Here is a 21,673-nt window from a genome sequence, read left to right as displayed (position 1 = left end):
CCAGCCTTTGACAAAGGCGAAAACATCTGCACAAGATGGCCTTCCTGGGCCTCGCTGCCCGTCGGCTCGGCGCGTCGAGCCGGCGCAGGCGGCTGGGGTCCGGCGGGTTGACCAGGGTTGTCCACGTGAGCCGCTACAGAATCCATGCCGTCTCCAAGATGTGTGGCGTGTCGTCGGCGACGCTGCGCGCGTGGGAGCGCCGGTACGGCGTGCCGTCCCCTGCGCGCACGGCGTCGGCGTACCGCCTGTACAGCGATGACGACGTCGCGGTGGTCAAGAAGATGCGCGACTACGTGAACGGCGGGATGGCGGCCGCCGAGGCGGCGCGCATGGTGCTCGAGACGGAGGCGCCGCGCGCGCCGGCGCCCTCGAACGGCGGCGACGCGTTCGCGGGCGCGAGCGAGCGCATCGTCGACGCCGCGATCCGGTTCGATCCCGACGGCCTCGAGGCCGAGGTGAACCGGGCCCTCTCGCTCGGCCCTGCGGTGACGATCTTCGAGCGCGCGCTCGGCCCTGCGCTCGAGCGCATCGGCGATCTCTGGCACGAGGGGAAGATCACGGTCGCGCAGGAGCACCTCGCCTCGCAGGTCCTCGGCGCGACGCTGCTGCACCTGCTGCGGCTCGCGCAGCCGGGCGAGAGCGGGCGGCGCGTGCTGCTCGCCGCCTTCGCCGACGAGGATCACGTGCTCGGGCTGTTCGGCATCGGCCTGCGCTTCTGCGCGTGGGGTTTCCGCTCGATCGTGCTGGGCCCGCGCACGCCGCCCGCCGCGATCGCGCGCGCGGTCGAGTCGCTCGCGCCGGACATGGTCGCGCTGACGGTCGCGATCCCGCCGCCGCCGCCGACCGCGCGCGAGCTCATCGACGCCTACGCCGACGCCTGCCGGGACGCGGCGTGGATCGTGGGCGGCGCGGGCTCCGAGGCGCTCCGGCCGTTCATCGAGGCGCGCGGCGGCATCGTGGCGGCCCCGGACGTCGGGGAGATCCGCGCGCAGGTCGAGTCCGCGCTGCTCTCGCGCCGGCGCCGCAAGGACGCGAGCTGAAGGCGCGCCGCGGCCGGCCCTCGATCTGACGGAGCGCGCGCCGCGGTCAGCCCTCGACCTCTTTGCGGAGCAGGTCGAGGAGCTTCGCCTGCGCCTCGGGCTTGAGCTTGCCCTCGGCCGCGAAGAGCACCTGGCCGTTCTTGCCGACGAGGATGACGTTGCTGATGCCGCGGCGGAGGCGGTAGGCCTCGCGGAAGGTGCCGTCCCAGTCGCAGTAGATGGTCGCGCCGACCTTCCGCGACTCCTCGCGGATGGCGTCCTTCACGAACCCCTTCGCCGGCCAGAAGTCGTAGGAGCTCACGTCGGCGACCGCGGCGACGGCGATGGCTCGCCGGTAGCGGTCGCCCTTCGCGAGCTTCGCCACCGCGTCCTTGAGCGCCTGGTTCTGCGTCGCCGAGTCCTTGTCCTCGTACATGATGAGGACCGGCTTGCCCCACAGCGCCTTGAGCTGGAGCTCGCGGCCGTCGGCGTCCTCGACGCGCGCGTTCGGCGCCCGGTCGCCCACGGGCGGCAGCGCCAGCGCGGCGCCCGCGATCAGCGCGAGGGCCAGCGCCGCGGCGGACGCGGCCGAGAGGAGGCGGGCGGTCCGCGAGCGGCGGGCGGCGGGCGGGCGGTTCGGCATGTCCATGGTTTGTAGCATTTCCGGGAACGTGCTCCCAGGGTTGTTCAAGTTGGTCGATGGGCCGGGCGGGCGCGGCAGGAGCGTCGTGCTGGAGTTTGCCCGGAGGCGTCTTGCGGGTGTCCTGGAGGTCCTTTGCCGGGAGGCGGGCCGCGGCTGTTGTGTCCGCTTTTCCTGCCGGTCTGGTGCGGACACGGGCGGCTGGCCCGGCTCTTGACACCCCCGGCGGCGTGCGAAGATTGGGCGGTGCGAAGAGACCGGCTCTCGGAGCCAAGGTCCCGTAACGCTACAACAAAACGGCCGTCGCGAGCAGGGTGACGGCGCCGCGGGCGAGGCCCCGGCGCGCGCCGCGCGCGGGGGTCACGGAGGAGTCGTCATGCTGAACCGTTACACGGATTTCGATCGCACGTTTGCCATGATGGATGAGCTTCGCCGGCGGATGGATCGGGTGTTCGAGGAGTACGACGCGCCCCGCTCGTCGCTCCGCGGCGAGTTCGACCAGTCGCCCCGGTACACGGCTGGGCCGCGCATCCACCTCTACGACACGGGCAGCGCGCTGGTCGTCAAGGCGGACCTTCCTGGGCTGACGGAGAAGGACGTGCAGATCTCGCTCAACCAGGACGTCTTGACGGTGAGCGGCGAGCGCAAGCCGGACGCGCCCGAGGGGTATCTGGTCCACCGCAAGGAGCGGGGCGGGGTGCGTTTCAGCCGGAGCTTCACGCTGCCGAGCAAGGTCGATCCCGAGAAGACGACGGCGGTGCTGAGGAACGGCGTGCTGACGCTGACGCTGAACAAGGCCGCCGAGGCGCAGCCGCGGCAGATCACGGTGACGGCGCGCTGAGGCGGGCGGGAGCCGACGGAGAGGGAGGCTCCCGCGAGCAGCGGATTTGGAATGCGTTGAAGGAGAGAAAGCGAGGAAGGAGTGAAGAAGATGAGCACCGATCGCAACTTGACGAACCGCGCTGAGACCAGCCCTGAGAAGATCCAGCAGCGCCCTGCGGTGGCCCCGGCGGTGGACATCTACGAGAACGCCGAGGAGCTCCTGGTCGTGGCGGATCTCCCGGGTGTGACGCAGGATCATCTGGCCATCCGCCTGGAGAAGGGGGAGCTGAGCTTCGAGGGCCGGCGGACCGACGCGGCCGAGCGCGAGCAGAGCGCGGACAACCTGCCGGACTTTCGTCGCAGCTTCGTGGTCCCGCAGGGCATCGACTCGGACAAGATCTGCGCGGAGCTTCAGGCGGGCGTCCTGCGGATCCACCTGCCGAAGAGCGCGTCGCTCAAGCCCCGTCAGATCCCGATCAGCGCGAGCTGATGTGGCGTGTGAGCGGTCGAGGCACCGCGTCGCCGGCGACCGGCGGGCCCCTCGGGGCGCGTCGGGGCGGCGCGCGGTGCCTTTCGCGCGCGCGACATACCCTCTGGGCTGGAGGGGTTCGCTTCGGTTACTGTTCCCGTGTGCCCCTCCTGCGTCAACGTCATCCCCTTCCCTCCCGTCCCCTCCTCGCCTTGATCACGCTGCTCGCCTCCGGGTGCAGCACGATCCTCGGCCTCGACGACTTCACCGACGCCACGACGACCGGGGCCGGGGGCGACGACACGGCGCCTTGCAAGCTGGGCGACGCGCGGGCGTGTTATGGCGGCGCGGACGAGACCGAGGGCGTCGGCCTCTGCGTGCCCGGCACGCAGACCTGCGGCGCGGACGGGACGTGGGGGGCCTGCGAGAAGCAGGTGCTCCCGAGCGAGGAGGACTGCAATCGTCGAGGTGACGAGGACTGCGATGGCGTGGGCTGCAGCGACGTCCTGTGGGCGAGGGTGTCCAGCGGGGGGGCCTTCCGGTTGGCGACATCGGTGGCGATCAGCCCCAAGGGCGATCGCATCGCGATGGCGGGCATCTACAGAGGCGAGATCAACTTCGGCCCGGATGCCACGAAGGCCTTGCCAGAGCATCCTCGCGGTGGCGCCTTCCTCGCCGTGTTCGACGGCGACGGCAACCATGTGTACAGCCGTGGGGTGCCGGTCCCGGGGGACAGCAATGCCGTGGTGGCGCTGGATGCGGAGAGCAACGTGCTGTTCGCGACCAAGTACGCCGGGACCGTGAACCTCGGTGGCTACGATCTCACGGCCAGCGGTAGCAGCGATCTGCTGGTCGCCAAGCTGGACGCGGACGGCGGACACGTGTGGAGCGAGCAGTTCGGCGACCTGGAAGGCGAGATCGGACCGTGGGACATGGCCGCGGCGCCGAACGGTGACGCCGTGATCACGGGGGCCTTCAGTCAGACCGTGACCTTCGGTGGCTCGGCGCTCGAGGCCGCAGAGAGTCCGGACAGGGACGGCTTTCTGGTGCGCTTGAGCGGAAAGGACGGCGGACACGTTTATAGCGTCCAGATCGGCGATAACGAGCTCTACCCCCCGGGCAACCAATATGCCACAGGGGTCGGGGTGGATGAGAAGGGACGTGCAGTCGTCGCCGGCACGTTCGTGACATCCGTCGATTTCGGCGCTGACCGCACCCGCTATTCCGACAGCATAGAAGCGTCCGGCTGGGTGGCCCAGTACGATCCGGAGGGAACGCTGCTCTGGAATACGTTCTTCGACCATCGAGACGGCAGCACGTTCGAGATCGGCGGCGTCGGCGTCGACTCTGCGGGCAATGCTGGTATTGTCGGACTCTTCTCCGGCAAGGTCACATTCCACGGCACAAGCAATTCGGTGAGTGTAACACGCGAGACGACCGGCACGGACGACGACGATCTGTTCGTCGTCCGCCTCTCAGCGACCGGCAACCACTCGTGGTCGAAGCGGCTCGGAGACGCGAACAAGCAGAACTGGGCCTTGCCGATGCAGGGTGTAGCGTTCGACAGCGAGGGCGAGCTCGTCTTCACCGGCAGCTTTCTCGGGAAGGTGGATTTCGGCGGCGGGGAGCTGATCGCAGACGACGCCGACTGGTTCATCGCCAAGTTCGACGCTACGGGAGCGCATCGATGGAGCCATCGCTACGGCAGCGGCGCGGCCGCCCAGACGGCGACCTCCGCGGCGATACATCCGGAGACGCGCGAGATCGTCGTGGCGGGCGTGAGCGACGGCGCGATCGACCTGGTGGACCCGCCGCTGATGTTGGATAGTCTCAGCGTGGTAATAGCGCGGATGGCTCCCTGAGCGCGGCGCTCAAGGAGGAGCGGAGTTCCATAAAACGCAAGTTGGAACCGAGCGGCCTCGCGGCGTCGTGCCGCTGGCAACCGGTCTGTGCGGCGCGGTGCGACGTCTCGTCCTGCATCGCTTCGCGTGCAGGCTTAAGGGTCCGGTGACGGCGGCTCCCTACCTTCCATCGTCAGCGTCCACTTCGCCCCCTCGCCGCACGCGGTGCCTTCCACATGACGCACCTCGAGGATGAACCAGAGATGGTCATCCGGGCCAATGCGATCATTCCAGGTTATCATGAACGACTCAGGCGTTCCTTGCCCCCTCACGCCGGACGCGAAACAATCCGGCGCATTCACTTCGATATCCCCTTGGTAGACAATCAGATCGAAATTCATCCCCGGCGGAGAAGTGAGCGTCGCCTTGAAGCGCTCGGAGGTGGGCCAGTTCGCCTCATCCACGACACGGACCTTGAACCACTTCGATGTGGTTCCCGTCGCTGTTTTCATCGCCCAGTCGGCGCCGTCATCGCCCGGAACCGTTCCGAGGTCCTCTGCCCCAACGCACGTGTTCGGCGAACCATAGTCGCATTCGCCCGCCGTTCCCCCGTCCCCGCCCTCGCCCCCGCCTCCATCGCTGCTCCCGCCCTCGCCTCCGGCGCCGCCGACCCCAGCGGAGCTCGAGCTTGAGCTTGAGCTCGCTCTCGAGCTCGAGGACGCGTCCACCCCTCCGGCGCCGCCCTCGCCTCCCCCGCCGCCGCTTCCGCCTCCGCCGGCTTGCTCCTCGTAGTACCCGGGCATCAACTCATCGGTGCCGTTGGCGCACGCAGCGAGCATGACGAGGAGCGCAGGAACGACCAGCTGCCGGTGGGGCGTGAGCATTGAGAGCATTCTATCTGCTCTCGCGAGAGCGGTCCAAGGAAGCCACCCGGTCGAATGCGATACCGTGACGATGCGCACCACGGGCCCGTAACGCTGGCGACCCGCCGAGTTGCATCCATTACCATAGACCTGAATTTCCCAGGAGATGACGAAGGCGCACCGCACCGCAGCACGGACGGCCACAGCAACGTCCTCGATACACACCTGGAACTCGGCACCTGGCACGCTGAACGGGACCGCCGCCTGGCGCACTGCGTGGGCCGGGAGGACATCGCCCCCTCCCGCCCCGTCCAGCGTCGAGTAGGCCCGTCCAGACGAGCGCCAGATCCCCGGACCCACGCTCTCCCCCGGACCCCGCTCGCACCGCGCTCGCCCCGTCCCACCGGCGCGCGTCCGCCTCGGCCCCCAGCATCGGCCCAGCCCGCCTCCGCCCCGTCCGCCGCCCCATCCGCCCTCCGTCCGCCGCGCTTCCGCGCCGGCGCGCATTTCGATAGGCTCGGCGTCGCTGACGCTGAAGCCCGCCCTCGACGCCCTGCTCTCGCTGCGCGCGAAGACGCTGCTGGCGATCGCCGCCACGCTGCTCGGGCTCAGCTTTGCCCTGTACGGCGTCTCGTCGCGGGCGCTCCTCGCCAACTCCATGGCCGCCGAGGCGCAGGACACGCGCCGCACCGTCCAGGTCGCCCTCAACCTGATGAGCCAGGCCGTCCACGACTTCAACGCCCGCTGGACCGACTGGAGCCAGTGGGACGACGCCCACGGGTTCGTGCAGGACGGCAATCAAGAGTTCGTCCGCTCGAACCTGGTCGCCGAGCTCTTCGACATCGCCCGCATCGATCTCGCCGTCTTCGCTGACGCGGACGGAATCCCCGTCTACAGCACCGGCTACGATCGCGCCGGGAAGCGCTGGGCCCCGCTCCCTCGAGGCATCGCCGAGCGGCTCCGCGTCGGCGATCTCCTGTTCGGGCCCGATGCGCCGCCGAGCGCGGTCCGGGGCGGCATCGTCCTCCTGCCGGACGGGCCCATGCTCGTCTGCTCCCAGCCGAGCGTCGGCAGCTCGGGTCGTGGACCCGTCGCCGGCACCGTCACGTTCGGCCGCTTCCTCACCGACGCCGAGATCAAGCGCCTCACCGAGCCCGCCGGCCTCTCGCTCGCCGTGCGCCGCCTCGACGACCCCGACCTGCCCGCCGACTTCCGCGAGGCCAGCGCCGCCATGGCCGGCCCCGAGGCGATCCTCGTCCACCCGCTCGGCGAGGACCGGATCGCCGGGTACACCGTCCTCGACGACATCGACGGCCGGCCGGCGCTGCTCCTGCGCGTGGACAACGACCGGGCGATCCTCAGGATGGGCCACGACACCCTGCGCTATCTCGTCCTGGTGACGGTGCTCGTCGGCCTCGTCTTCGGCGGCGTCACCCTGCTGCTCCTGGAGAGGCTCGTCCTCTCCCGGCTCGCCCGGCTCAGCCGGGAGGTCACCGACATCGGCGGCGTCGGCGACCTCTCGGCGCGGGTCGCCATGCCGGGCACCGACGAGCTGTCGCGCCTCACCGGCTCGATCAACGGCATGCTCTCGGCCCTCGACGCGAACGCCCGGCGCCAGAGCCAGCAGAAGACCGCGCTCGAGCAGGCGAAGGCGGCGGCCGAGCGGGCCCACGAGCGCTCGGACCGGCTCCTCCTCAACATCCTGCCGCGATCGATCGCCGAGCAGCTCAAGGAGCACGAGCAGCTCATCGCCGAGCACTTCGAGGACGTGACCATCCTCTTCGCGGACATCGCCGGCTTCACCTCCCTCGCCGCGCGGCTCAACCCGACCGAGCTCGTCGGCCTCCTCAACCGCATGTTCTCGTCGTTCGATCAGCTCGCCGACCAGCACGGCCTGGAGAAGATCAAGACCATCGGAGACGCCTACATGGTCGTCGGCGGCCTGCCCGCGCAGCGCCCCGACCACGCGAGGGCGATAGCGCGGATGGCCCTCGCGATGACGCGCGCCATGAGCCAGTTCCTGGCCGACGACGGCGAGCCGTTCCGGCTCCGGATCGGCATCAACACCGGGCCTGTCATCGCCGGCGTGATCGGCAGGAAGAAGTTCAGCTACGATCTCTGGGGCGACGCGGTGAACGTGGCGAGCCGCATGGAGTCGAGCGGAGAGCCCGGGCGCGTCCAGGTGAGCGAGGCGAGCTATGCCCTGCTCCGGGGGGACTTCCTCCTCGAGGAGCGTGGCCTCGTGGCGATCAAGGGCAAGGGCGCGATGAAGACCTATTGGCTCCTCGGCGAGAAGACACCGCAGTAGCGCGGCGGCCGCGCGACGCGCGACGCGCGACAGGCGATGCGGGGCGCGCTTCGCCCGGCGCGGCCGCGCGGACCGCAGCGTCCGCGCCCGAGGCCGCGATTGACAAGGCCTGGCGGGCGTGCAATGGCTGCCCCCCGCCCGATGTCAGACCTGGAGCGACGCGCCCTCATGGACAAGCAGGCACTGAACGAGACGACGCTTCCCGTCACCGTCCGCGAGCCGGGCCCCGGAGAGGACCGCGACGAGCTCGTGCGCCTCCTGTTCGGCGATGCCGCCGCGTCGGCCAAGCGGCCCGAGGAGTACGAGGCGCGCTATCCCCGCCGCCCCCTGCCCAAGGGCGCGATGGTCACCCGCTACGCGCCGAGCCCGACCGGGTTCATGCACATTGGCGGCATCTTCGTGTCGCTCATCAACAAGCGGCTCTCGCTCCAGAGCGAGGGAGTCTTCTTCCTCCGCCTCGAGGACACCGACGTGAAGCGCGCCATCCCCGGCGCGCTCGACACCATCGTCGACTCGCTCGCGCGCTTCGATCTCTCGCCCCAGGAGGGCGTGCTCCGCGCGCCGGCGAAGGAGGGCGGCGGGCCAGAGGCGCGGGGCGAGTTCATCCAGCAGGGCAGCTACGGCCCCTACATCCAGACGGAGCGGGTCGAGATCTACCGGGATTACGCGATCGACCTCATCCGCCGCGGCTTCGCCTACCCCTGCTTCTGCACGGTCGAGGAGCTCGACGCCATCCGGCAGGAGCAGATGGCGCTCACGGTGAAGCCCGGATACCACGGCCGGTGGGCGAAGTGGCGCGACGCGCCGCTCGCCCGGGTGAAGGAGGCGCTCGCGAGCGGCACCCCGTTCGTGCTCCGGCTGCGCGCCCCGGACGACGTCTCGGGCCGGGTCGAGTGGAAGGACGGCGTGAAGGGCGTCATCTCGATGCCGGTCAACGATCTCGACACCATCCTCCTCAAGTCGGACGGCATCCCGACCTACCACTTCGCCCACGCCGTCGACGATCACCTGATGCGGACCACGCACGTGATCCGCGGCGACGAGTGGATCTCGTCGATGCCCCTCCACCTGCAGCTCTTCCGCGTGCTCGGGTTCAAGCCGGTCGAGTACGCCCACGTCCCGCCGATCCAGAAGCTCGATCGCGTGGAGGAGACCGACCCGGAGACGGGCGAGCAGAAGGTCTCGGACGCGCGGCGCAAGCTGAGCAAGCGCAAGGACCCCGAGGCGAACATCGAGTATTACCGGGAGATCGGCGTCCCGGAGACGGCCACGATCGAGTACCTGCTCAACATCGCCAACTCCGCGTTCGAGGACTGGCGCAAGGCGAACCCCGACAAGCCCTATTCCGCCTTCCCCCTCAAGCTGAACAAGCTCGCCCCCGGCGGCGCCCTGAGCGACCTGGTCAAGCTGAAGAGCGTCAGCCAGGCGGTCGTGAGCCGGATGAGCGCCGAGGACGTCTATGCCCAGGGGCTCGACTGGGCGAGGACGTACGACAAGGAGCTCGCGGCCCTGATGGAGCGAGATCCGGAGTACACGAGGCGCGCGCTCGGCATCGAGCGCGGCGGCAAGAAGTCGAACAAGCGCATCGTCACCTGGCCCGACCTGCGCCCTCAGCTCTCCTTCTTCTACGACGAGCTCTATGACGGCCTGACGTCGTTCGATTTCCCCGAGAACGTCCCGGAGGCAGACCGCTCGGAGGTGCTCAAGCAGATGCTCGACGCCTTCGATCCGGCCGACTCGAAGGAGGCGTGGTTCGAGAAGGTCCGGCAGATCGGGGTGACCCTGGGCTACGCCGGCGAGGTGAAGCAGTACAAGGCCTCTCCCGAGTCGTGGAAGGGCCATGTCGGCGACGTCTCGATGGTGATCCGGGTCGCGATCTGCGGGACGCGCAACAGCCCCGATCTGGCCGAGGTCATGGCGGTGCTGGGCGAGCAGCGCGTGCGGGCACGCATCGCGCGCTTCCTCTGAGGCGCGGGGGGGGTGGCGAGCCCGCGGGCGGCGCGCCCAGGGCGCGGGCGGCCGCTGCGCCGCGGGCGGCGGCGGCAGGAGGAACGATGAGCGAGGTGTGCCGGTTCGCCCCGTCGACCACCGGGCCGGCCCACCTCGGGACGCTCGCCGCGGCGCTGCTCGCGTGGCTCGACGCGCGGTCGCGGGGCGCGCGGCTGCTGCTCCGGCTGGAGGACCTCGATCCCGACCGATGCCGGGCCGAGTTCGCGCGCTCCCTGGAGGAGGATCTCGCGTGGCTAGGGCTCGATTTCGACGAGCGCGTCGAGCAGCACACCCGGCAGGCGCACCACGAGGCGGCGATGGACCGGCTGGAGGCGCTCGGCGCGCTGTACCCCTGCTCCGCGACGCGCGAGGAGGTGCGCGCGATCGGCCGGCGCGCGCCCGACGGCGGCTGGGCCTACGACAACCGCGGTCGCGGCCGCGCTCTGCCGCCCGGCGGGTGGCGCGCGAGCGCGGAGCCGATCCGGGCACGGCTGCCGGACGGGGTGTTCCGGCCCGTCGACGAGGGCGGGCTCGATCTGTCGCAGGAGCCCGCGCTGGCGATGGGCGATCCGGTGGTGCGCCGGCGCGACGGGGCGTTCTCGTACCAGCTCGCGGTGGTGGTCGACGACGGGTCGGCGGGCGTGACGCGCGTCGTCCGGGGGCGCGACATCGCGCCGAGCACCGCGACGCAGGCGGCGCTCCAGGCGCTGCTCGGGCTGCCGGCGCCGGTCTACCGCCACCACCTGCTCCTCCTGGAGGAGCGCGGCGGCAAGCTCGCCAAGACGCACGGCGCGGCGCGCGGCGCGGCGCTCGCCCGGAGCGCGCCCGCGCTCTCTGGCGCGCTCGCGTGGTGCGTCGGCCTGCGAGATCGGCCGGAGCCGTGCACGCCGGCGGAGCTGCTGCGGGAGTTCAGCTGGGCGCGGGTCGCGACCGCGGACCGGGTCGTGGCGTGGCGGGACGGGGAGCTCGAGGTGCGTTCCTGACGAGGTCGCGTCGAGGAACGGCGCCGCCGTCTCAGGCGCTCGATGGCCGGGCGGGCGGAGGTCAGCCCGGCAGCGGCGAGACGGCGAAGCTCAGCAGCGGAAACAGGGCGACGATCGCGTTCGGACGCGGCAGATCGTCGTCGTCGTCGTCATCGCGCCGGCCATCGCGCCCGCGGCGGGAGCGGCTCCCGAACAGCATCCAGGCACGCCGCGCCTGCGCGGCCAGGTCGCGCGCTAGGCCCGATGAGGTGTCGTCTCCGTGGGGCATCATGTCGGGCAGCCGCTTACCACGATTCCGGGCCGACGCGCCAGGTTTCTGCGCGCAGGCTCGACCGCTGCGCCCTCCGAACGGCGGACCGCCCCGAACCGAGGATCGCCGAGACACAACGCGCTCTCCGTTGAGGAGAACAGCCGCACTGATTTTTGATGAGGTGGGCGCAGGGCGTCCCTGGCGGCACGTGCTCGAATGCGCCATGAACGTCGCCCGGACTTTTCATGGCCGCCGATCTCACCGCCCTGAAGCCTTCGTCGCCTTTCGCCGCCTTCGAATCGCACGATTTCCGCGTGTACGCGGCGGCTCGCCTGCTCGCCACCATGGCTTACCAGATGCAGTCGGTGGCCGTGGGGTTTCAGATTTACGACCTCACGCGCGATCCGCTCGCGCTCGGCTACGTGGGTCTCGCCCAGTTCCTCCCCATCGCGGGGTTGTCCCTCGCCTCCGGGCACGCGGCGGATCGCTTCGATCGGCGAGGGATCCTCCTCCTTTGCTACCTCACCTCGTCGCTCGCGGCGCTCGCGCTCTTCGTCCTCGCGCGCTCGCCGACCCCGAACGTGTCGGCCATCTATGGCGTCCTCGTGCTCCTCGGCACGGTGCGCGCCTTCCAGGGGCCGGCCGGCGCGTCGCTCCTGCCGTCCCTCGTGCCCGCGGCGCACTTCCAGAACGCCGCGACGTGGCAGTCGACGCTCTGGCAGGTCGGGGCCATCGGCGGACCGAGCGTGGGCGGGGTGCTCTACGGCGTCTGGAAGGCGCCCGCGCCCGTCTACCTGACCGCGAGCCTCGCGCTCGGCGCGGCGTCCGCGGGCCTCCTGGCCGTGCGGGCGCGCACGGGGCGCATGGAGAAGAAGCCGCCGTCGCTCGCCACGGCGCTCGCCGGGCTGCGCTACGTCTACCGGAAGAAGGTCCTGCTCGCGTCGATCTCGCTCGACTTCGTGGCGGTCTTCCTGGGCGGCGCCGTCGCGCTCCTGCCCATCTTCGCGACCGACGTGCTCCGCGTCGGCCCCCAGGGGTTCGGCCTGCTGCGCGCCGCGCCCGCGGTGGGGGCCGGGCTCATGGCCGTGCTCCTCGCGTTCCGGCCGATCCGGCGCCACGCCGGGACGAAGATGCTCCTCTGCGTGGGGGTGTTCGGGCTCGCCACGGTCGTGTTCGGCCTGTCGCACAGCTTCCTGCTCTCGCTCGTCGCGCTGACCGTGATCGGCGCCGCCGACATGGTGAGCGTCGTCGTGCGGATGACCCTGGAGCAGCTCGCGACGCCGCCCGAGATGCGCGGCCGCGTGAGCGCGGTCAACATGGTGTTCGTCGGCGCCTCGAACGAGCTCGGAGAGCTCGAGTCGGGCACGCTCGCGAGGCTCATCGGGACGGTCCCTACCGTGATCGTCGGCGGCCTTGGGACGATCGCCGTCGTGCTGCTCTGGGGATGGCTGTTCCCCGAGCTGCGCGCGGTGGACAGGCTCGAGGACACGCGCGCGACCTCCGAAGAAGACGCCGCCGCGAAGGCGTGATGAGCGCCGCGCGCGACGTGCGCCGCGCGCCCGCGCGGGCTCACGTTCGGCAGAGCGCAGCGCACCGCCGATGCCGCGCTCGCGCCGCTAGATGAAAGATGAAAGATGAAAGATGAACGATGGGCGCGAGTCGCCCTCGCGGAGGACCGAAGGGAGCCAATCCACGCTTCGGCCCCGCGATAAACGCGCGGAATGACTCTGCTGCGAAAACACTTGCGCACCGCGTACTGCCGTCCACACGATTGGCAATTTGACAAGGACGGTATAAATGCACGCTGGGCGGCACGCAATCATACAATGCCTGGCGATAATCCCAGCCAGGCTGTCCTAATTGCTTGACACAGAGGGACAACAGGACCTTACATATGTCATGGACTCGATTATCGCGTGGGCGGTCGGTATCATGATCACATGGGCCCCGCCCGGGACGAGCCACATCAAGGACGCGGTCGAGACGCCCGAGGACGGCCGCGCGCGCTATCACGAGATCGCGCGCGCGGCGGCGAAGGTGGCGTATGATCCCGAGTTGAAGCCGCTCTTCGGCGGCCCGCGCGGGCGAGCCGATACGATGGCGCTGCTCCTGTCGATCGCATATTTCGAGAGCGGCTACCGCCGGGACGTGGACCTCGGCCTCGGGAAGCTCGCGCGCGGCTCGGGGGTCGACTCCTGTCTGCTCCAGATCCGCGTCGGCGCCGGCAAGACCCGGGAGGGGTGGTCGCACGAGGACCTCGTGTCGGACCGTGAGAAGTGCTTTCGCTCGGGGCTCGCGCTGATCCGGAGGTCCTTCGGGGCGTGCCGCAAACAGGAGGCGCTCGACCGGCTCAGCGCATACACGCGCGGCAGGTGTATCGCCAACGACAAACACTCGAGAGCACGTATCGGACGCGCGCAGCACGTGCCGCGCGCTCCGATGACGGACGAGGCGGTGCTCGCCTCCATGCTGGGGGGCAAGGCCAAACCCGCTCCGCGGCCGGCGCCGGCGGCGGCGGCGGCGGCCGGAAACGATAGCTAGCTCGGAAGATCGGCAGATCGAGCGATCCTCGTCCAGCAACGTCCGACGCTGCGCGAAGCAGAGTCGGGCTCAGGCCGGTCCGATGCCCGTTGGCTCGGGGAGCCGAGTTGCTGTAGAGTCCCTCGCCAACACCGGAGGACGAGGATGAAGCTCACCTATTTTGCAGTGCGCGGACGCGTGGAAGTCGCCAGGCTCATGATGGAGCTGCGCGGCGTGCCTTACGAGAACGAGCTCATCCCTCTGGAGCGATGGATGCAGCCAGACACCAAGGAGCGATTCCAGAGCTGTACCCCGTTCGGGCAGTTGCCCGTGCTGCAGGACGGCCGGCTCACCCTCTGCCAGTCCCAGGCGATCAACCGCTATCTGGCGCGCAAGCTGGGGCTCTACGGCGACACGCTCGAGGAGAGCGCGCGCGTCGACGAGGTGACCGAGACCGCGCTCGAGGTGGTCCTGGACGTCGGCGCGCTCTTCTGGAACCCGCGCTTCCATGAGGTCCGCGCCGATCACCGCGCCGCCACCGGGAAGAAGCTCGAGCGGCTGGAGGACTATTTCGTGCGCACGCGCGCCGACGCCGAGCACTGGATCCAGCCGGGCCGCACCACCCTGGCCGACGTCGCCATGGCCTTCGCCGTGGAGACCATCATGCCCGTCCATACCGGCCTCGTGAAGGAGTTCCCGGAGCTGCTCCGCGCGACGACCGCCTTCTTCTCGGCCGACCGCGTCCGCGAGTACGTGCGCAGCGAGCGACGGCCCCGCACGTGGACCATCCCCATGGCCACCTTCGGCGGGAAGCCGGAAGAGACCCACCAGTGGACCGACTGAGGTCCGGCGGGGCGGAGACGCCGCCGGCGCCCTCGACCAGCCCGGCAGCGACGGCTCGCCGCGGCGCGCGGCTCAGCCGCGGAGCAGGGCCATGGCCGCGTCGGCGGTGAGATAGCTCTTGCTCTTCATGCCGAGGCGGATCGACGACAGGCTCACCTCGGACTCGCCCTGGAGCGCCGCGAGCGTCAGCGCGTTGTGGCAATAGATGTTGATGAGCTTCGGGCTGCCGCCGCTCCTCGCGTGCAAGAGCTGCTGCGACGCGAGGTCCAGCTTGAGCCCCCGCCCGCTCCCGCCGACCGACCGCATCCTGAAGTCGATGTACTCGATCATCTCCTGCTGCGTCATGCCGGGCAAAAGGAGCGATTGCGCGCCGGTGTAGAGCTCGCGCGGCACGCCGTTCGACGCGAGCGTCGCAGGCAGATCGGGGGCGCCCACCAGGATCATCGACAGCCGGCCCAGGGGGGCGCAGCGGAGGATGTCATGGAGCTCCATCAGGAGGTCGTGATCCTCCGGATCGACGCCGTCGATGACCAGGACCGCGATCGCGTCCGGCCCGGCGCGGAGGAGCGCCTGACCGAGGAACGCGTCGACGAGGAACTGCTGGCTCAGGGTCGGAGAGATGGCCGTCGCCCCCACCTGCCTGCACAGCGACACGAGGGGCCGCGTCCCGAAGAGCAGCTGCGGCTCGATCGTGAAGACCTGGATGCGAGGGACCTTGTTCTTGATCATCTCGCACACGAACGTCCGGCCGCTCCCGGGCTCGCCCACGAGGATCGCAGGGCGCTGCCCGGCCACGATCTGCGACGCCAGGGTCCTCAGGATCCAGGCATACGGGCCCGCATCCCAGAAGAAGCTCGGCTGCCGGATGTCGCTGAACGGATACCCGGTCAGCCCGAAATGGTCGCGGTAGCTGTACTGGCCGGTGAAATGCCCGAGCGCGGTCGAGCTGCTCACCAGGATCGTGCCCGTCGGCGTCGCGACCGAGCCCTTGGGCGCCGGCGGCAGCTCGCTCACCCGCGTGTCGGAGAGCTCCATCGTGGAGAGCAGGCTCGGGCGCTTGGGCTCCGGCAGCTCCCGCGGCCGCACGCTGCTGCGCCGGAGCATCAGCATGTCCTCGAGGAACGCCACGATGTGCCCGGCGGACGGCCGCTCCTGGGGCCGCTTCGCCATGCAGCGGCGCAGGAGCTCCGCGAGGAGCGGATCGATGTCCGGCATCGACAGCTTCGGATCCGGGACCGGAGCGTGGCAGTGCGCCTGGAAGCAGCCGGCGAGATCCCGCGCCGAGTACGGCGTCCGGCCGACCAGCAGATGGTAAAAGGTGCAGCCGAGGCTGTAGATGTCGGACGGGGGCGCGATCTCCTGCCCGGTCCACTGCTCCGGGCTCATGTAGAACGGCGTGCCCTCCAGCGTTCGGGAGGCGCTGGCGCTGCCGAGCGGGCCGCTCTCCGGGTGCGACGCGAGGCCGAAGTCCGCGATCTTGAGCGTCCCCGACGCGTTGAGGAGGAGGTTCGCGGGCTTGATGTCGCGGTGGGAGATGCCGAACGAGGCCGCGAGCTCGAGCGCCGCCGCGGCCTCGCGCATCTTCTCGATCCCGAACTGCTCCGGCAAGCGTCCGCCTTGCTGCTTGGCCGCCTGCGCCATGGTCAGGCCGTGGACGTACTCCATGGCGATGTAACGGACGTCCTCGTCCTCGCCGACCTGGAAGATCTGCACCACGTTCGGGTGGAGGAGGCGCGCCGCCGCCCGCGCCTCGCGCAGGAAGCGGTCGCGCCGGTCGGGATCCGTGTCCGCGCTCCCCTTCGCGATGATCTTCACCGCCACGTCGCGCTGGAGGACGGTGTCCCGGGCCAGGTAGACGGCGCCCATCGCGCCGATGCCGAGCAGCTGGATCAGCTGGAAGGGGCCCAGCCACTGTCCCGCCAGGTGGGTCAGCGTCATCGCAGGATCCGCGATCATCGGAGAGTTATTCCCATCTTGACATCAAACCCCTGCGCTCGCCCGGCGCATGCGTCGGCCCGAGGTCACCGGTGATCACCCGCGCGCGGGCTCACAGCCGGCCCCCGCCCGGCCCCGCGTCGCTCCGCGCCCGGCCCCGCCCCAGGAGGTGGCCCATCGTGAAGGCGGAGAGGACCAGGACCGTGACGATGATCGGCACGGCGTAGGTCGCGAGGGACGCGATGTTGGTCGACGCCCGGTCCGCCGCGGCGCCCGCGCCGGCCGCGGCCCGGTCGGGCCCGCCCACCGTGAGCAGGATGGCCGTGGCCATCGAGGCGGCGATCGAGAGCAACCCGATCGCGAGGCCGGCGACGAGGCCGCTCGGCCCGGTCGGCTCCTGCGCGACCGAAGCGGCGGGGGCCATGACCGGCGCAGCGGCGGGGACCGTCACGAGCGGGCCGTCCAGCTTGACCTGGACCTGGAGGACCATGTCCTGCCCCGACAACGGGACGACGAGCCCCTGCGGGCTCGCCGGCACGCCGGCGGCGGGCCTCGGGCCCCGGGGCGCCTCGTGGTCGATGCCGCTGCTGGCCAGGGCCTCGTGGGCCGGGTTCGTCTGGTAGTGCAGCGTGTCGGCGTCCTCGTCGATCGGGCTCCGCGGGCGCTTCTTCTGCGGCATCACCTCCGTCACGCTCTGCGGCGCGGGCGCCCGCGGCTCCGACATCGGCGGCCGCTGCGGGCGCTCGCGGGCCGGCGCCGCGTCGGCCTTGCCCGGGGCCCCGCCGCCGGCGACGTGCTCGGCGGCCGCCTTCTTCATGACGTCGGCGATGACACCGTAGACGTCCTTCCACGCCGTCTCGACGTCGCGCGTGAAGCCGTCGCCGAGCCCCTCGCGCAGCGTCCAGAGCAGCGCCTCGCCCACCAGGTCGTAGTGGCGATCGACGACCATGTACCCGTGGTGCCGGACGCCGAGCGCCTGGAGCACGGGCACGAGCCTGTTGAGGTTGCTCAGCCCGTCGACGGCCACCGCGAGCGTCTGCATGAGCTTCTTCTTCTGCTCGGCCATGTCGTTCTTGAAGAGCGGCCGCACCGACGGATCGAGCTCGAAGAGGCGGTCGTAGAAGAGCGCCGACGCCGCGTCCGAGATCGGCATCACCTTCGCCCACGAGCGCTGCACGAGCTCGATGGTGCGCGGGGTGATCGGCGCGCCCGCGCTCGGGCCCGCTGCCGCCGGCGCGGCTGCCGGTGGAACCGGGGGCGGCTCGCCCTGCCACGGCGGGACGACCCCGACCAGCGTCCGCGCGGCCTGGGCCGACGAGGGCGGCGGCACCGACTTCGGCCGATGCACCGGGTCCGCGGCGCCCAGGCGCGCCGCGGGACCCGGCGCCGGCGGGGCGTTGCCCCGGGCGGCGTCCCTCCCGCCCGGCGCGGGCGTCGGCGGGAGCGCCTGCGTGGTGCCCACGGCCGCGTGCGCCGCGGCGGCCTTCTTCATGACGTCGGCGACGACGCCGTAGACCTCTTTCCACGCCGCCTCGACGTCGCTCGAGAAGGCGTCGCCGAGCCCCTCGCGCAGCGTCCAGAGCAGCGCCTCGCCCACGACATCGTAATGGCGCTCGGCCACCATATAGCCCTGGTGGCGGACGCCGAGCGCCTGGAGCACGGTCACGAGCTTCGGCAGGTTGTTCAGCCCGTCCACGGCCACCGCGAGCATCTGCATGAGCTTCTTCTTCTGCTCGGCCATGTCGTTCTTGAAGAGCGGCCGCACGGACGGATCCAGCGTGAACAGCCGCTCATAGAACAGGGACGCCGCGGCATCGGAGATGGGCATCACCTTCGCCCAGGACCACTGCACGAGCTCGATGGTGCGCGCGCTCAGGAGCTCGGCTGGCGGCGCGGTGCGGGCGGCCTTGTTCAGGAAATCCGGGGCGCCGTAGGCCCCCGGCCCTCGCTGGGTGGCGGGCCCGGCCGACGCTGCGGGCAACGCGCGCGCCGCGGGCGCGGGCGCGCTGACCCCGCGTTGCGGCTTCGCGGCATCCCCCGGCGTCGCGGAGCCGCGCGTGTTGGTCGGGGGTGCGAAGGGATCGTTCGGTTTGGCCATCGTGAGTTGTCCGCTGGGGGTTACCGGGATTGCATCGGTGGGTTGCGCGCTGTGGCGCGCGCATTCAGAGCGCAGGAGCTGCCGCTACCGCCATCCTACATCAGGGAGCCGGCGCCTGCCTACGGCGCGACGAGGACCGCGGGGCGACGAGGACCGTGACGCGACGAGGCCGTGGCGCGACGGCGGCGCGGCGCCGGCGGGGGTGCGCGATGCGGCGCCCGGTCGCGCGCGTCGCGCCGACGAGGGGAGCGGAGGTGACGTGCCGCCCGGCCGGCCAGCGCGCGGCAGTCCGCTGTCCCGGCGCAGATCCGCGGTGGACTGCCGGCCGGGCCTGCCGGCGGCGGACGGAACGTCGCCGGCGGCGCCGCTGGGCCCTCGCGCGACGGTGCCGCACCTCACGCGGGCCGTTGCCGCGTGCTGGACCAGAGGCGAGCTCGGACCTAGCGAGCAGGGCGACGGCCTGCAACCGCTCGCCGGCGAGGCCTGGGCTCCAGAAGGCGCGAGGTGCTGCGCGGCGCCCGAGAGCCCCCGTGCGGGCGCGAACAACGCCTCGAGTTGCGCCCGACGGGCGATAACGAATGAGGAGAGAAAACCCTGGCGGGCACGCAGGTGGCCGATGAAAAGCTACCCCATCGCCTGGTGCGGCGAGCGAGCGCGCATACGACACGTCGTGGGCGCCGAGGGAGAGCTGACCTGGGAACCGAGCTCATTGCGAGCAGCGTGTGGTCGCGCATCACCACGCTCGCGCGGCGCGCGCCGGGAGATGTCGCCGTCGCCTGAGGTGACGGCTCTCAAGCCCGATCTCGAAGCCGATGCCCTAGGCGAGCGGTCCTCCCCCGCTTCCGCGGACCGTTTCACGATGCCGCGGCCGCAGTCACGGGTGCTCTCGACGGCAGCGTCCCAGAAACGGCGAAGCCCCAGTCTTTCGACCGAGGCTCCGTTCCATCGCTTCGCGATGGTATCGCGTGGTTCACGCGACCAGTTGCGCGGGCGGGATTTGAACCCACGACCTTCGGGTTATGAGCCCGACGAGCTACCAGGCTGCTCCACCGCGCGGGAGGGAATGTACTCACGGCTCTGCGCAGGTCAAGGATTCTCTCACGGCACACGTCGCGGCCCCTGCCGTGGCGATCGCGCAGCAGCCCCTCAGGCTGGCTGACGGTGCGCCGGGCAGGCTCATCGTTGGGGTATCGCGGGCACCGCGGGCGTGCTCGACGCCGAAGCAGCGCTCGCCTGGACTCGTGGAACGCGCCCGGGTCGAGGGACGAGCGCTCGATCCCGACGGCTCCTGCTGGCCGGACGCGCCCTCGCAGGCGGGACTCACGGCACGAGCGAGCTCAGATACTCCTCGAGGTTCGTGTAGCCGTCGCCGTCGCGGTCTCCGTTCCGATCGTCCGCGTTCGCCGGGTCGAGATCTCGTGCGCTCTCCCAGGCGTCTGGCATGCCGTCCCGGTCGGCGTCGCGCGGAGCGCTGCCGCCGGGCAGGGCGCCGACACCGTTCGCGAAGCCGAGGCTCGATTCGTTGCTGATCGTCGCGCCCCGCTCGCCGAGCGACGCCAGCTCGTCGAGCACGTAGCGATCCGCCTCGTCGCGGTGGATCGACGCTCCGGCGTGCGCGCTGACGTACGCGTACGCCTCTTGCGCGGTCATGGCGGGCACGTCGGGGAACTCGACGGAAGGCGCGTCGAGCCAGGTGACCGTGCCGAAGTCGCCCTTGCCGAGGAGCCTGCCGTCGAGCGTGCCGTCCTTGTCGCTGTCGTAGTAATTGCCGTCGGCGTGGAGATTGTACGCGGGAGTGGGGCTATCCAGCGTGCCGCCTCTCGTCTCCGGGCCGGCGATGAAGTAGTTGCCCAGCATCGAGCCGTCCGAGCGGCCGCTGGTGTCGCCCAGGATGTAGCCGGACACGACCCAGTTGTAGACAACGTTGTTGACGAACTGCAGCGTGCCGCGCGCCTTCGGGTTGCGCGAGTTGTTGTCGATGTAGAGCGACCGGATGATCGACGTGCCGGCGGTGTTCACCAGGCCGCCGGTGCTGTGCGACTGGAGCCCTTGCGCGACGATCGAGTCCTGAAGGGTCAAGTTGTAGAGCTCGGCGCCGCTCTCCTTGTTGAGATCGAACGTGCCGTCGCGCCCCCAGCTGAGCGAGCAGTGGTCCCAGATCACGTCGTGCCCGTTCGCCATGGTCACGGTGTCCTTGCCCGAATCGCCCCCGGCGCCCATGCGGAAGCGGACGAAGCGTACGACGGTGTTCGACGCGCCGGAGAACGAGGTGCCATTGCCGTAGATGGTGATACCGCCGCCCGGGGCCGTTTGACCCGCGATCGTCTGGTTGCTCTTGAACACCAGGCGCGACGAGATCTCGATCACGCCGCCGACGTCGAACACGACCGTTCGGTTCGGCTGGCTGATCGCGTCACGCAGCGAGCCCGCGCCGGAGTCGTTCAGGTTCGTGACGTGCACGACGTCGCCGCCGCGCCCGCCGACCGCGTGTCGTCCGAACCCCTGAGCCCCCGGAAACGCGAGCACTTCGCCGCTCGGCGGCGCCCCGCCGCTGCCGGCACCGGAAGCCGCAGGGCTCCCGCCGGCAGAGGCGCCGTCGCCTGACGAGCCGCCGCTGCCGGCGACGGTCGCCCCGCCATCCCCCGCGGCACCACCGCCCGACGCGACGCCGGCGCTCGCGCTCGATCTGCCTCCGCCGCCCACCGATCCTGCACCGCCGTCCCCCGGCGCTCCAGCCGCGCCCGAGCCCGGGGGGCTGCCACCGCTGTCGCCGCACGCGGGCGTGACGAGCGCCGCGAGCACGAGGAGAACAGCTGGGGTCGTGCTCGAGGCTCGGAGCATGACCCCACGCGAACGATCGCTGAGTCGCTTCATCGGCACCCTCCACGTGTCAGAGCCACGGGTCCGCCGCCGGTCGTTCGTGGTGAGAACGGTCCGCCCCCGACCAGCGCACCATACGGCACGGGGGTGAGGAGCGCGCGGGCAGCGGCAGAGGCGCCGTGGTCCATGTCGGACCTAGTTGCGCGAGGGAGCGTGCACCCGTCACGAATCGTCAGGTCCCAAGGACGATTGACGCGCCGCCGCGCCACGACG

16 protein-coding genes and 1 tRNA gene are annotated in these 21,673 nt (G+C 70.8%); 10 read left to right on the top strand and 7 right to left on the bottom strand.

Features of this window, described 5'->3' with window-relative positions; translation table 11 throughout:
* The first annotated feature begins 35 nt into the window (after positions 1-35).
* Entirely contained in the window at positions 36-1,040 is a 1,005-nt protein-coding gene (locus WMF26_RS04005) for a MerR family transcriptional regulator (RefSeq protein ID WP_437999207.1), read from the top strand.
* Between the two features lie 46 nt (positions 1,041-1,086).
* Here WMF26_RS04005 and WMF26_RS04000 read toward each other — a convergent pair whose 3' ends face one another.
* Positions 1,087-1,668: a YtfJ family protein gene (locus WMF26_RS04000; protein ID WP_437999206.1), complete on the bottom strand. Its 582-nt coding sequence runs from the start codon at positions 1,666-1,668 to the stop codon at positions 1,087-1,089.
* A 367-nt stretch (positions 1,669-2,035) separates the two neighbouring features.
* Between WMF26_RS04000 and WMF26_RS03995 the strand changes: the two genes are divergently transcribed.
* From WMF26_RS03995 to WMF26_RS03985, 3 genes are all read left to right on the top strand, one after another.
* Positions 2,036-2,500 carry an Hsp20/alpha crystallin family protein gene (locus WMF26_RS03995; RefSeq protein ID WP_437944788.1) on the top strand — a complete coding sequence of 155 codons (465 nt, stop codon included), beginning with the start codon at positions 2,036-2,038 and terminating at the stop codon, positions 2,498-2,500.
* 90 nt (positions 2,501-2,590) lie between these two features.
* On the top strand, positions 2,591-2,971 hold the full coding sequence (locus WMF26_RS03990; RefSeq protein WP_437999205.1) for an Hsp20/alpha crystallin family protein: 381 nt from the start codon (positions 2,591-2,593) through the stop codon (positions 2,969-2,971).
* A gap of 191 nt (positions 2,972-3,162) precedes the next feature.
* The gene (locus WMF26_RS03985) at positions 3,163-4,812 is read left to right on the top strand and encodes a hypothetical protein (protein WP_437999204.1); all 1,650 of its coding nucleotides are present in this window, start codon (positions 3,163-3,165) and stop codon (positions 4,810-4,812) included.
* Positions 4,813-4,946: 134 nt separating this feature from the next.
* On the opposite strand, the gene WMF26_RS03980 is transcribed toward WMF26_RS03985, so the two are convergent.
* Positions 4,947-5,303, bottom strand: a complete 357-nt coding sequence (locus WMF26_RS03980; protein WP_437999203.1) for a hypothetical protein — start codon at positions 5,301-5,303, stop codon at positions 4,947-4,949.
* A gap of 1,009 nt (positions 5,304-6,312) precedes the next feature.
* Here WMF26_RS03980 and WMF26_RS03975 point away from each other — a divergent pair.
* From WMF26_RS03975 to WMF26_RS03965, 3 genes are all read left to right on the top strand, one after another.
* Positions 6,313-7,962 (top strand): adenylate/guanylate cyclase domain-containing protein, encoded by a 1,650-nt coding sequence (locus tag WMF26_RS03975; protein WP_437999202.1) that lies wholly within the window; start codon positions 6,313-6,315, stop codon positions 7,960-7,962.
* 168 nt (positions 7,963-8,130) lie between these two features.
* Positions 8,131-9,930, top strand: coding sequence for a glutamate--tRNA ligase (locus tag WMF26_RS03970; RefSeq protein ID WP_437999201.1), 1,800 nt, complete (start codon positions 8,131-8,133; stop codon positions 9,928-9,930).
* Between the two features lie 86 nt (positions 9,931-10,016).
* On the top strand, positions 10,017-10,934 hold the full coding sequence (locus WMF26_RS03965; protein WP_437999200.1) for a glutamate--tRNA ligase family protein: 918 nt from the start codon (positions 10,017-10,019) through the stop codon (positions 10,932-10,934).
* A gap of 61 nt (positions 10,935-10,995) precedes the next feature.
* Here the strand turns inward: WMF26_RS03965 and WMF26_RS03960 are convergent, their stop codons facing one another.
* Entirely contained in the window at positions 10,996-11,205 is a 210-nt protein-coding gene (locus WMF26_RS03960; protein ID WP_437999199.1) for a hypothetical protein, read from the bottom strand.
* Between the two features lie 224 nt (positions 11,206-11,429).
* On the opposite strand from WMF26_RS03960, the gene WMF26_RS03955 reads away from it, so the two are divergent.
* The 3 genes from WMF26_RS03955 to WMF26_RS03945 all read left to right on the top strand — a co-directional run bounded on the left by WMF26_RS03955 (position 11,430) and on the right by WMF26_RS03945 (position 14,547).
* A complete protein-coding gene (locus tag WMF26_RS03955) occupies positions 11,430-12,713 on the top strand; it encodes an MFS transporter (RefSeq protein WP_437999198.1) in 1,284 nt (427 codons plus the stop codon).
* Positions 12,714-13,083: 370 nt separating this feature from the next.
* Positions 13,084-13,725: a hypothetical protein gene (locus WMF26_RS03950; protein ID WP_437999197.1), complete on the top strand. Its 642-nt coding sequence runs from the start codon at positions 13,084-13,086 to the stop codon at positions 13,723-13,725.
* A 144-nt stretch (positions 13,726-13,869) separates the two neighbouring features.
* A complete protein-coding gene (locus WMF26_RS03945; RefSeq protein ID WP_437999196.1) occupies positions 13,870-14,547 on the top strand; it encodes a glutathione S-transferase family protein in 678 nt (225 codons plus the stop codon).
* A 72-nt stretch (positions 14,548-14,619) separates the two neighbouring features.
* Here WMF26_RS03945 and WMF26_RS03940 read toward each other — a convergent pair whose 3' ends face one another.
* The 4 genes from WMF26_RS03940 to WMF26_RS03925 form a co-directional block, all read right to left on the bottom strand.
* Positions 14,620-16,503, bottom strand: a complete 1,884-nt coding sequence (locus tag WMF26_RS03940) for a protein kinase domain-containing protein (RefSeq protein WP_437999195.1) — start codon at positions 16,501-16,503, stop codon at positions 14,620-14,622.
* Positions 16,504-16,594: 91 nt separating this feature from the next.
* On the bottom strand, positions 16,595-18,580 hold the full coding sequence (locus WMF26_RS03935; RefSeq protein WP_437999194.1) for a globin family protein: 1,986 nt from the start codon (positions 18,578-18,580) through the stop codon (positions 16,595-16,597).
* A 982-nt stretch (positions 18,581-19,562) separates the two neighbouring features.
* Positions 19,563-19,636, bottom strand: a tRNA-Met gene (locus tag WMF26_RS03930).
* Between the two features lie 264 nt (positions 19,637-19,900).
* Entirely contained in the window at positions 19,901-21,421 is a 1,521-nt protein-coding gene (locus WMF26_RS03925) for a pectate lyase family protein (protein ID WP_437999193.1), read from the bottom strand.
* Positions 21,422-21,673 lie beyond the last annotated feature (252 nt).

The sequence above is a fragment of the Sorangium sp. So ce185 genome, assembly GCF_051526825.1.
GTDB lineage: Bacteria > Myxococcota_A > Polyangia > Polyangiales > Polyangiaceae > Sorangium > Sorangium cellulosum_D.
The sequence above is the reverse complement of the archived record's forward strand: the minus strand, read 5'-3'. Positions and strand labels throughout refer to the sequence as shown.

Excerpts from the sequence above, each read along its gene's own strand:
- WMF26_RS04005 (WP_437999207.1), top strand. The coding sequence starts at position 36 with ATGGCCTTCCTGGGCCTCGCTGCCCGTCGGCTCGGCGCGTCGAGCCGG.
- WMF26_RS04000 (WP_437999206.1), bottom strand. The coding sequence starts at position 1,668 with ATGGACATGCCGAACCGCCCGCCCGCCGCCCGCCGCTCGCGGACCGCC.
- WMF26_RS03995 (WP_437944788.1), top strand. The coding sequence starts at position 2,036 with ATGCTGAACCGTTACACGGATTTCGATCGCACGTTTGCCATGATGGAT.
- WMF26_RS03990 (WP_437999205.1), top strand. The coding sequence starts at position 2,591 with ATGAGCACCGATCGCAACTTGACGAACCGCGCTGAGACCAGCCCTGAG.
- WMF26_RS03980 (WP_437999203.1), bottom strand. The coding sequence starts at position 5,303 with ATGAAAACAGCGACGGGAACCACATCGAAGTGGTTCAAGGTCCGTGTC.
- WMF26_RS03975 (WP_437999202.1), top strand. The coding sequence starts at position 6,313 with ATGGCCGCCGAGGCGCAGGACACGCGCCGCACCGTCCAGGTCGCCCTC.
- WMF26_RS03970 (WP_437999201.1), top strand. The coding sequence starts at position 8,131 with ATGGACAAGCAGGCACTGAACGAGACGACGCTTCCCGTCACCGTCCGC.
- WMF26_RS03965 (WP_437999200.1), top strand. The coding sequence starts at position 10,017 with ATGAGCGAGGTGTGCCGGTTCGCCCCGTCGACCACCGGGCCGGCCCAC.
- WMF26_RS03960 (WP_437999199.1), bottom strand. The coding sequence starts at position 11,205 with ATGATGCCCCACGGAGACGACACCTCATCGGGCCTAGCGCGCGACCTG.
- WMF26_RS03955 (WP_437999198.1), top strand. The coding sequence starts at position 11,430 with ATGGCCGCCGATCTCACCGCCCTGAAGCCTTCGTCGCCTTTCGCCGCC.
- WMF26_RS03950 (WP_437999197.1), top strand. The coding sequence starts at position 13,084 with ATGGACTCGATTATCGCGTGGGCGGTCGGTATCATGATCACATGGGCC.
- WMF26_RS03945 (WP_437999196.1), top strand. The coding sequence starts at position 13,870 with ATGAAGCTCACCTATTTTGCAGTGCGCGGACGCGTGGAAGTCGCCAGG.
- WMF26_RS03940 (WP_437999195.1), bottom strand. The coding sequence starts at position 16,503 with ATGATCGCGGATCCTGCGATGACGCTGACCCACCTGGCGGGACAGTGG.
- WMF26_RS03935 (WP_437999194.1), bottom strand. The coding sequence starts at position 18,580 with ATGGCCAAACCGAACGATCCCTTCGCACCCCCGACCAACACGCGCGGC.
- WMF26_RS03925 (WP_437999193.1), bottom strand. The coding sequence starts at position 21,421 with ATGCTCCGAGCCTCGAGCACGACCCCAGCTGTTCTCCTCGTGCTCGCG.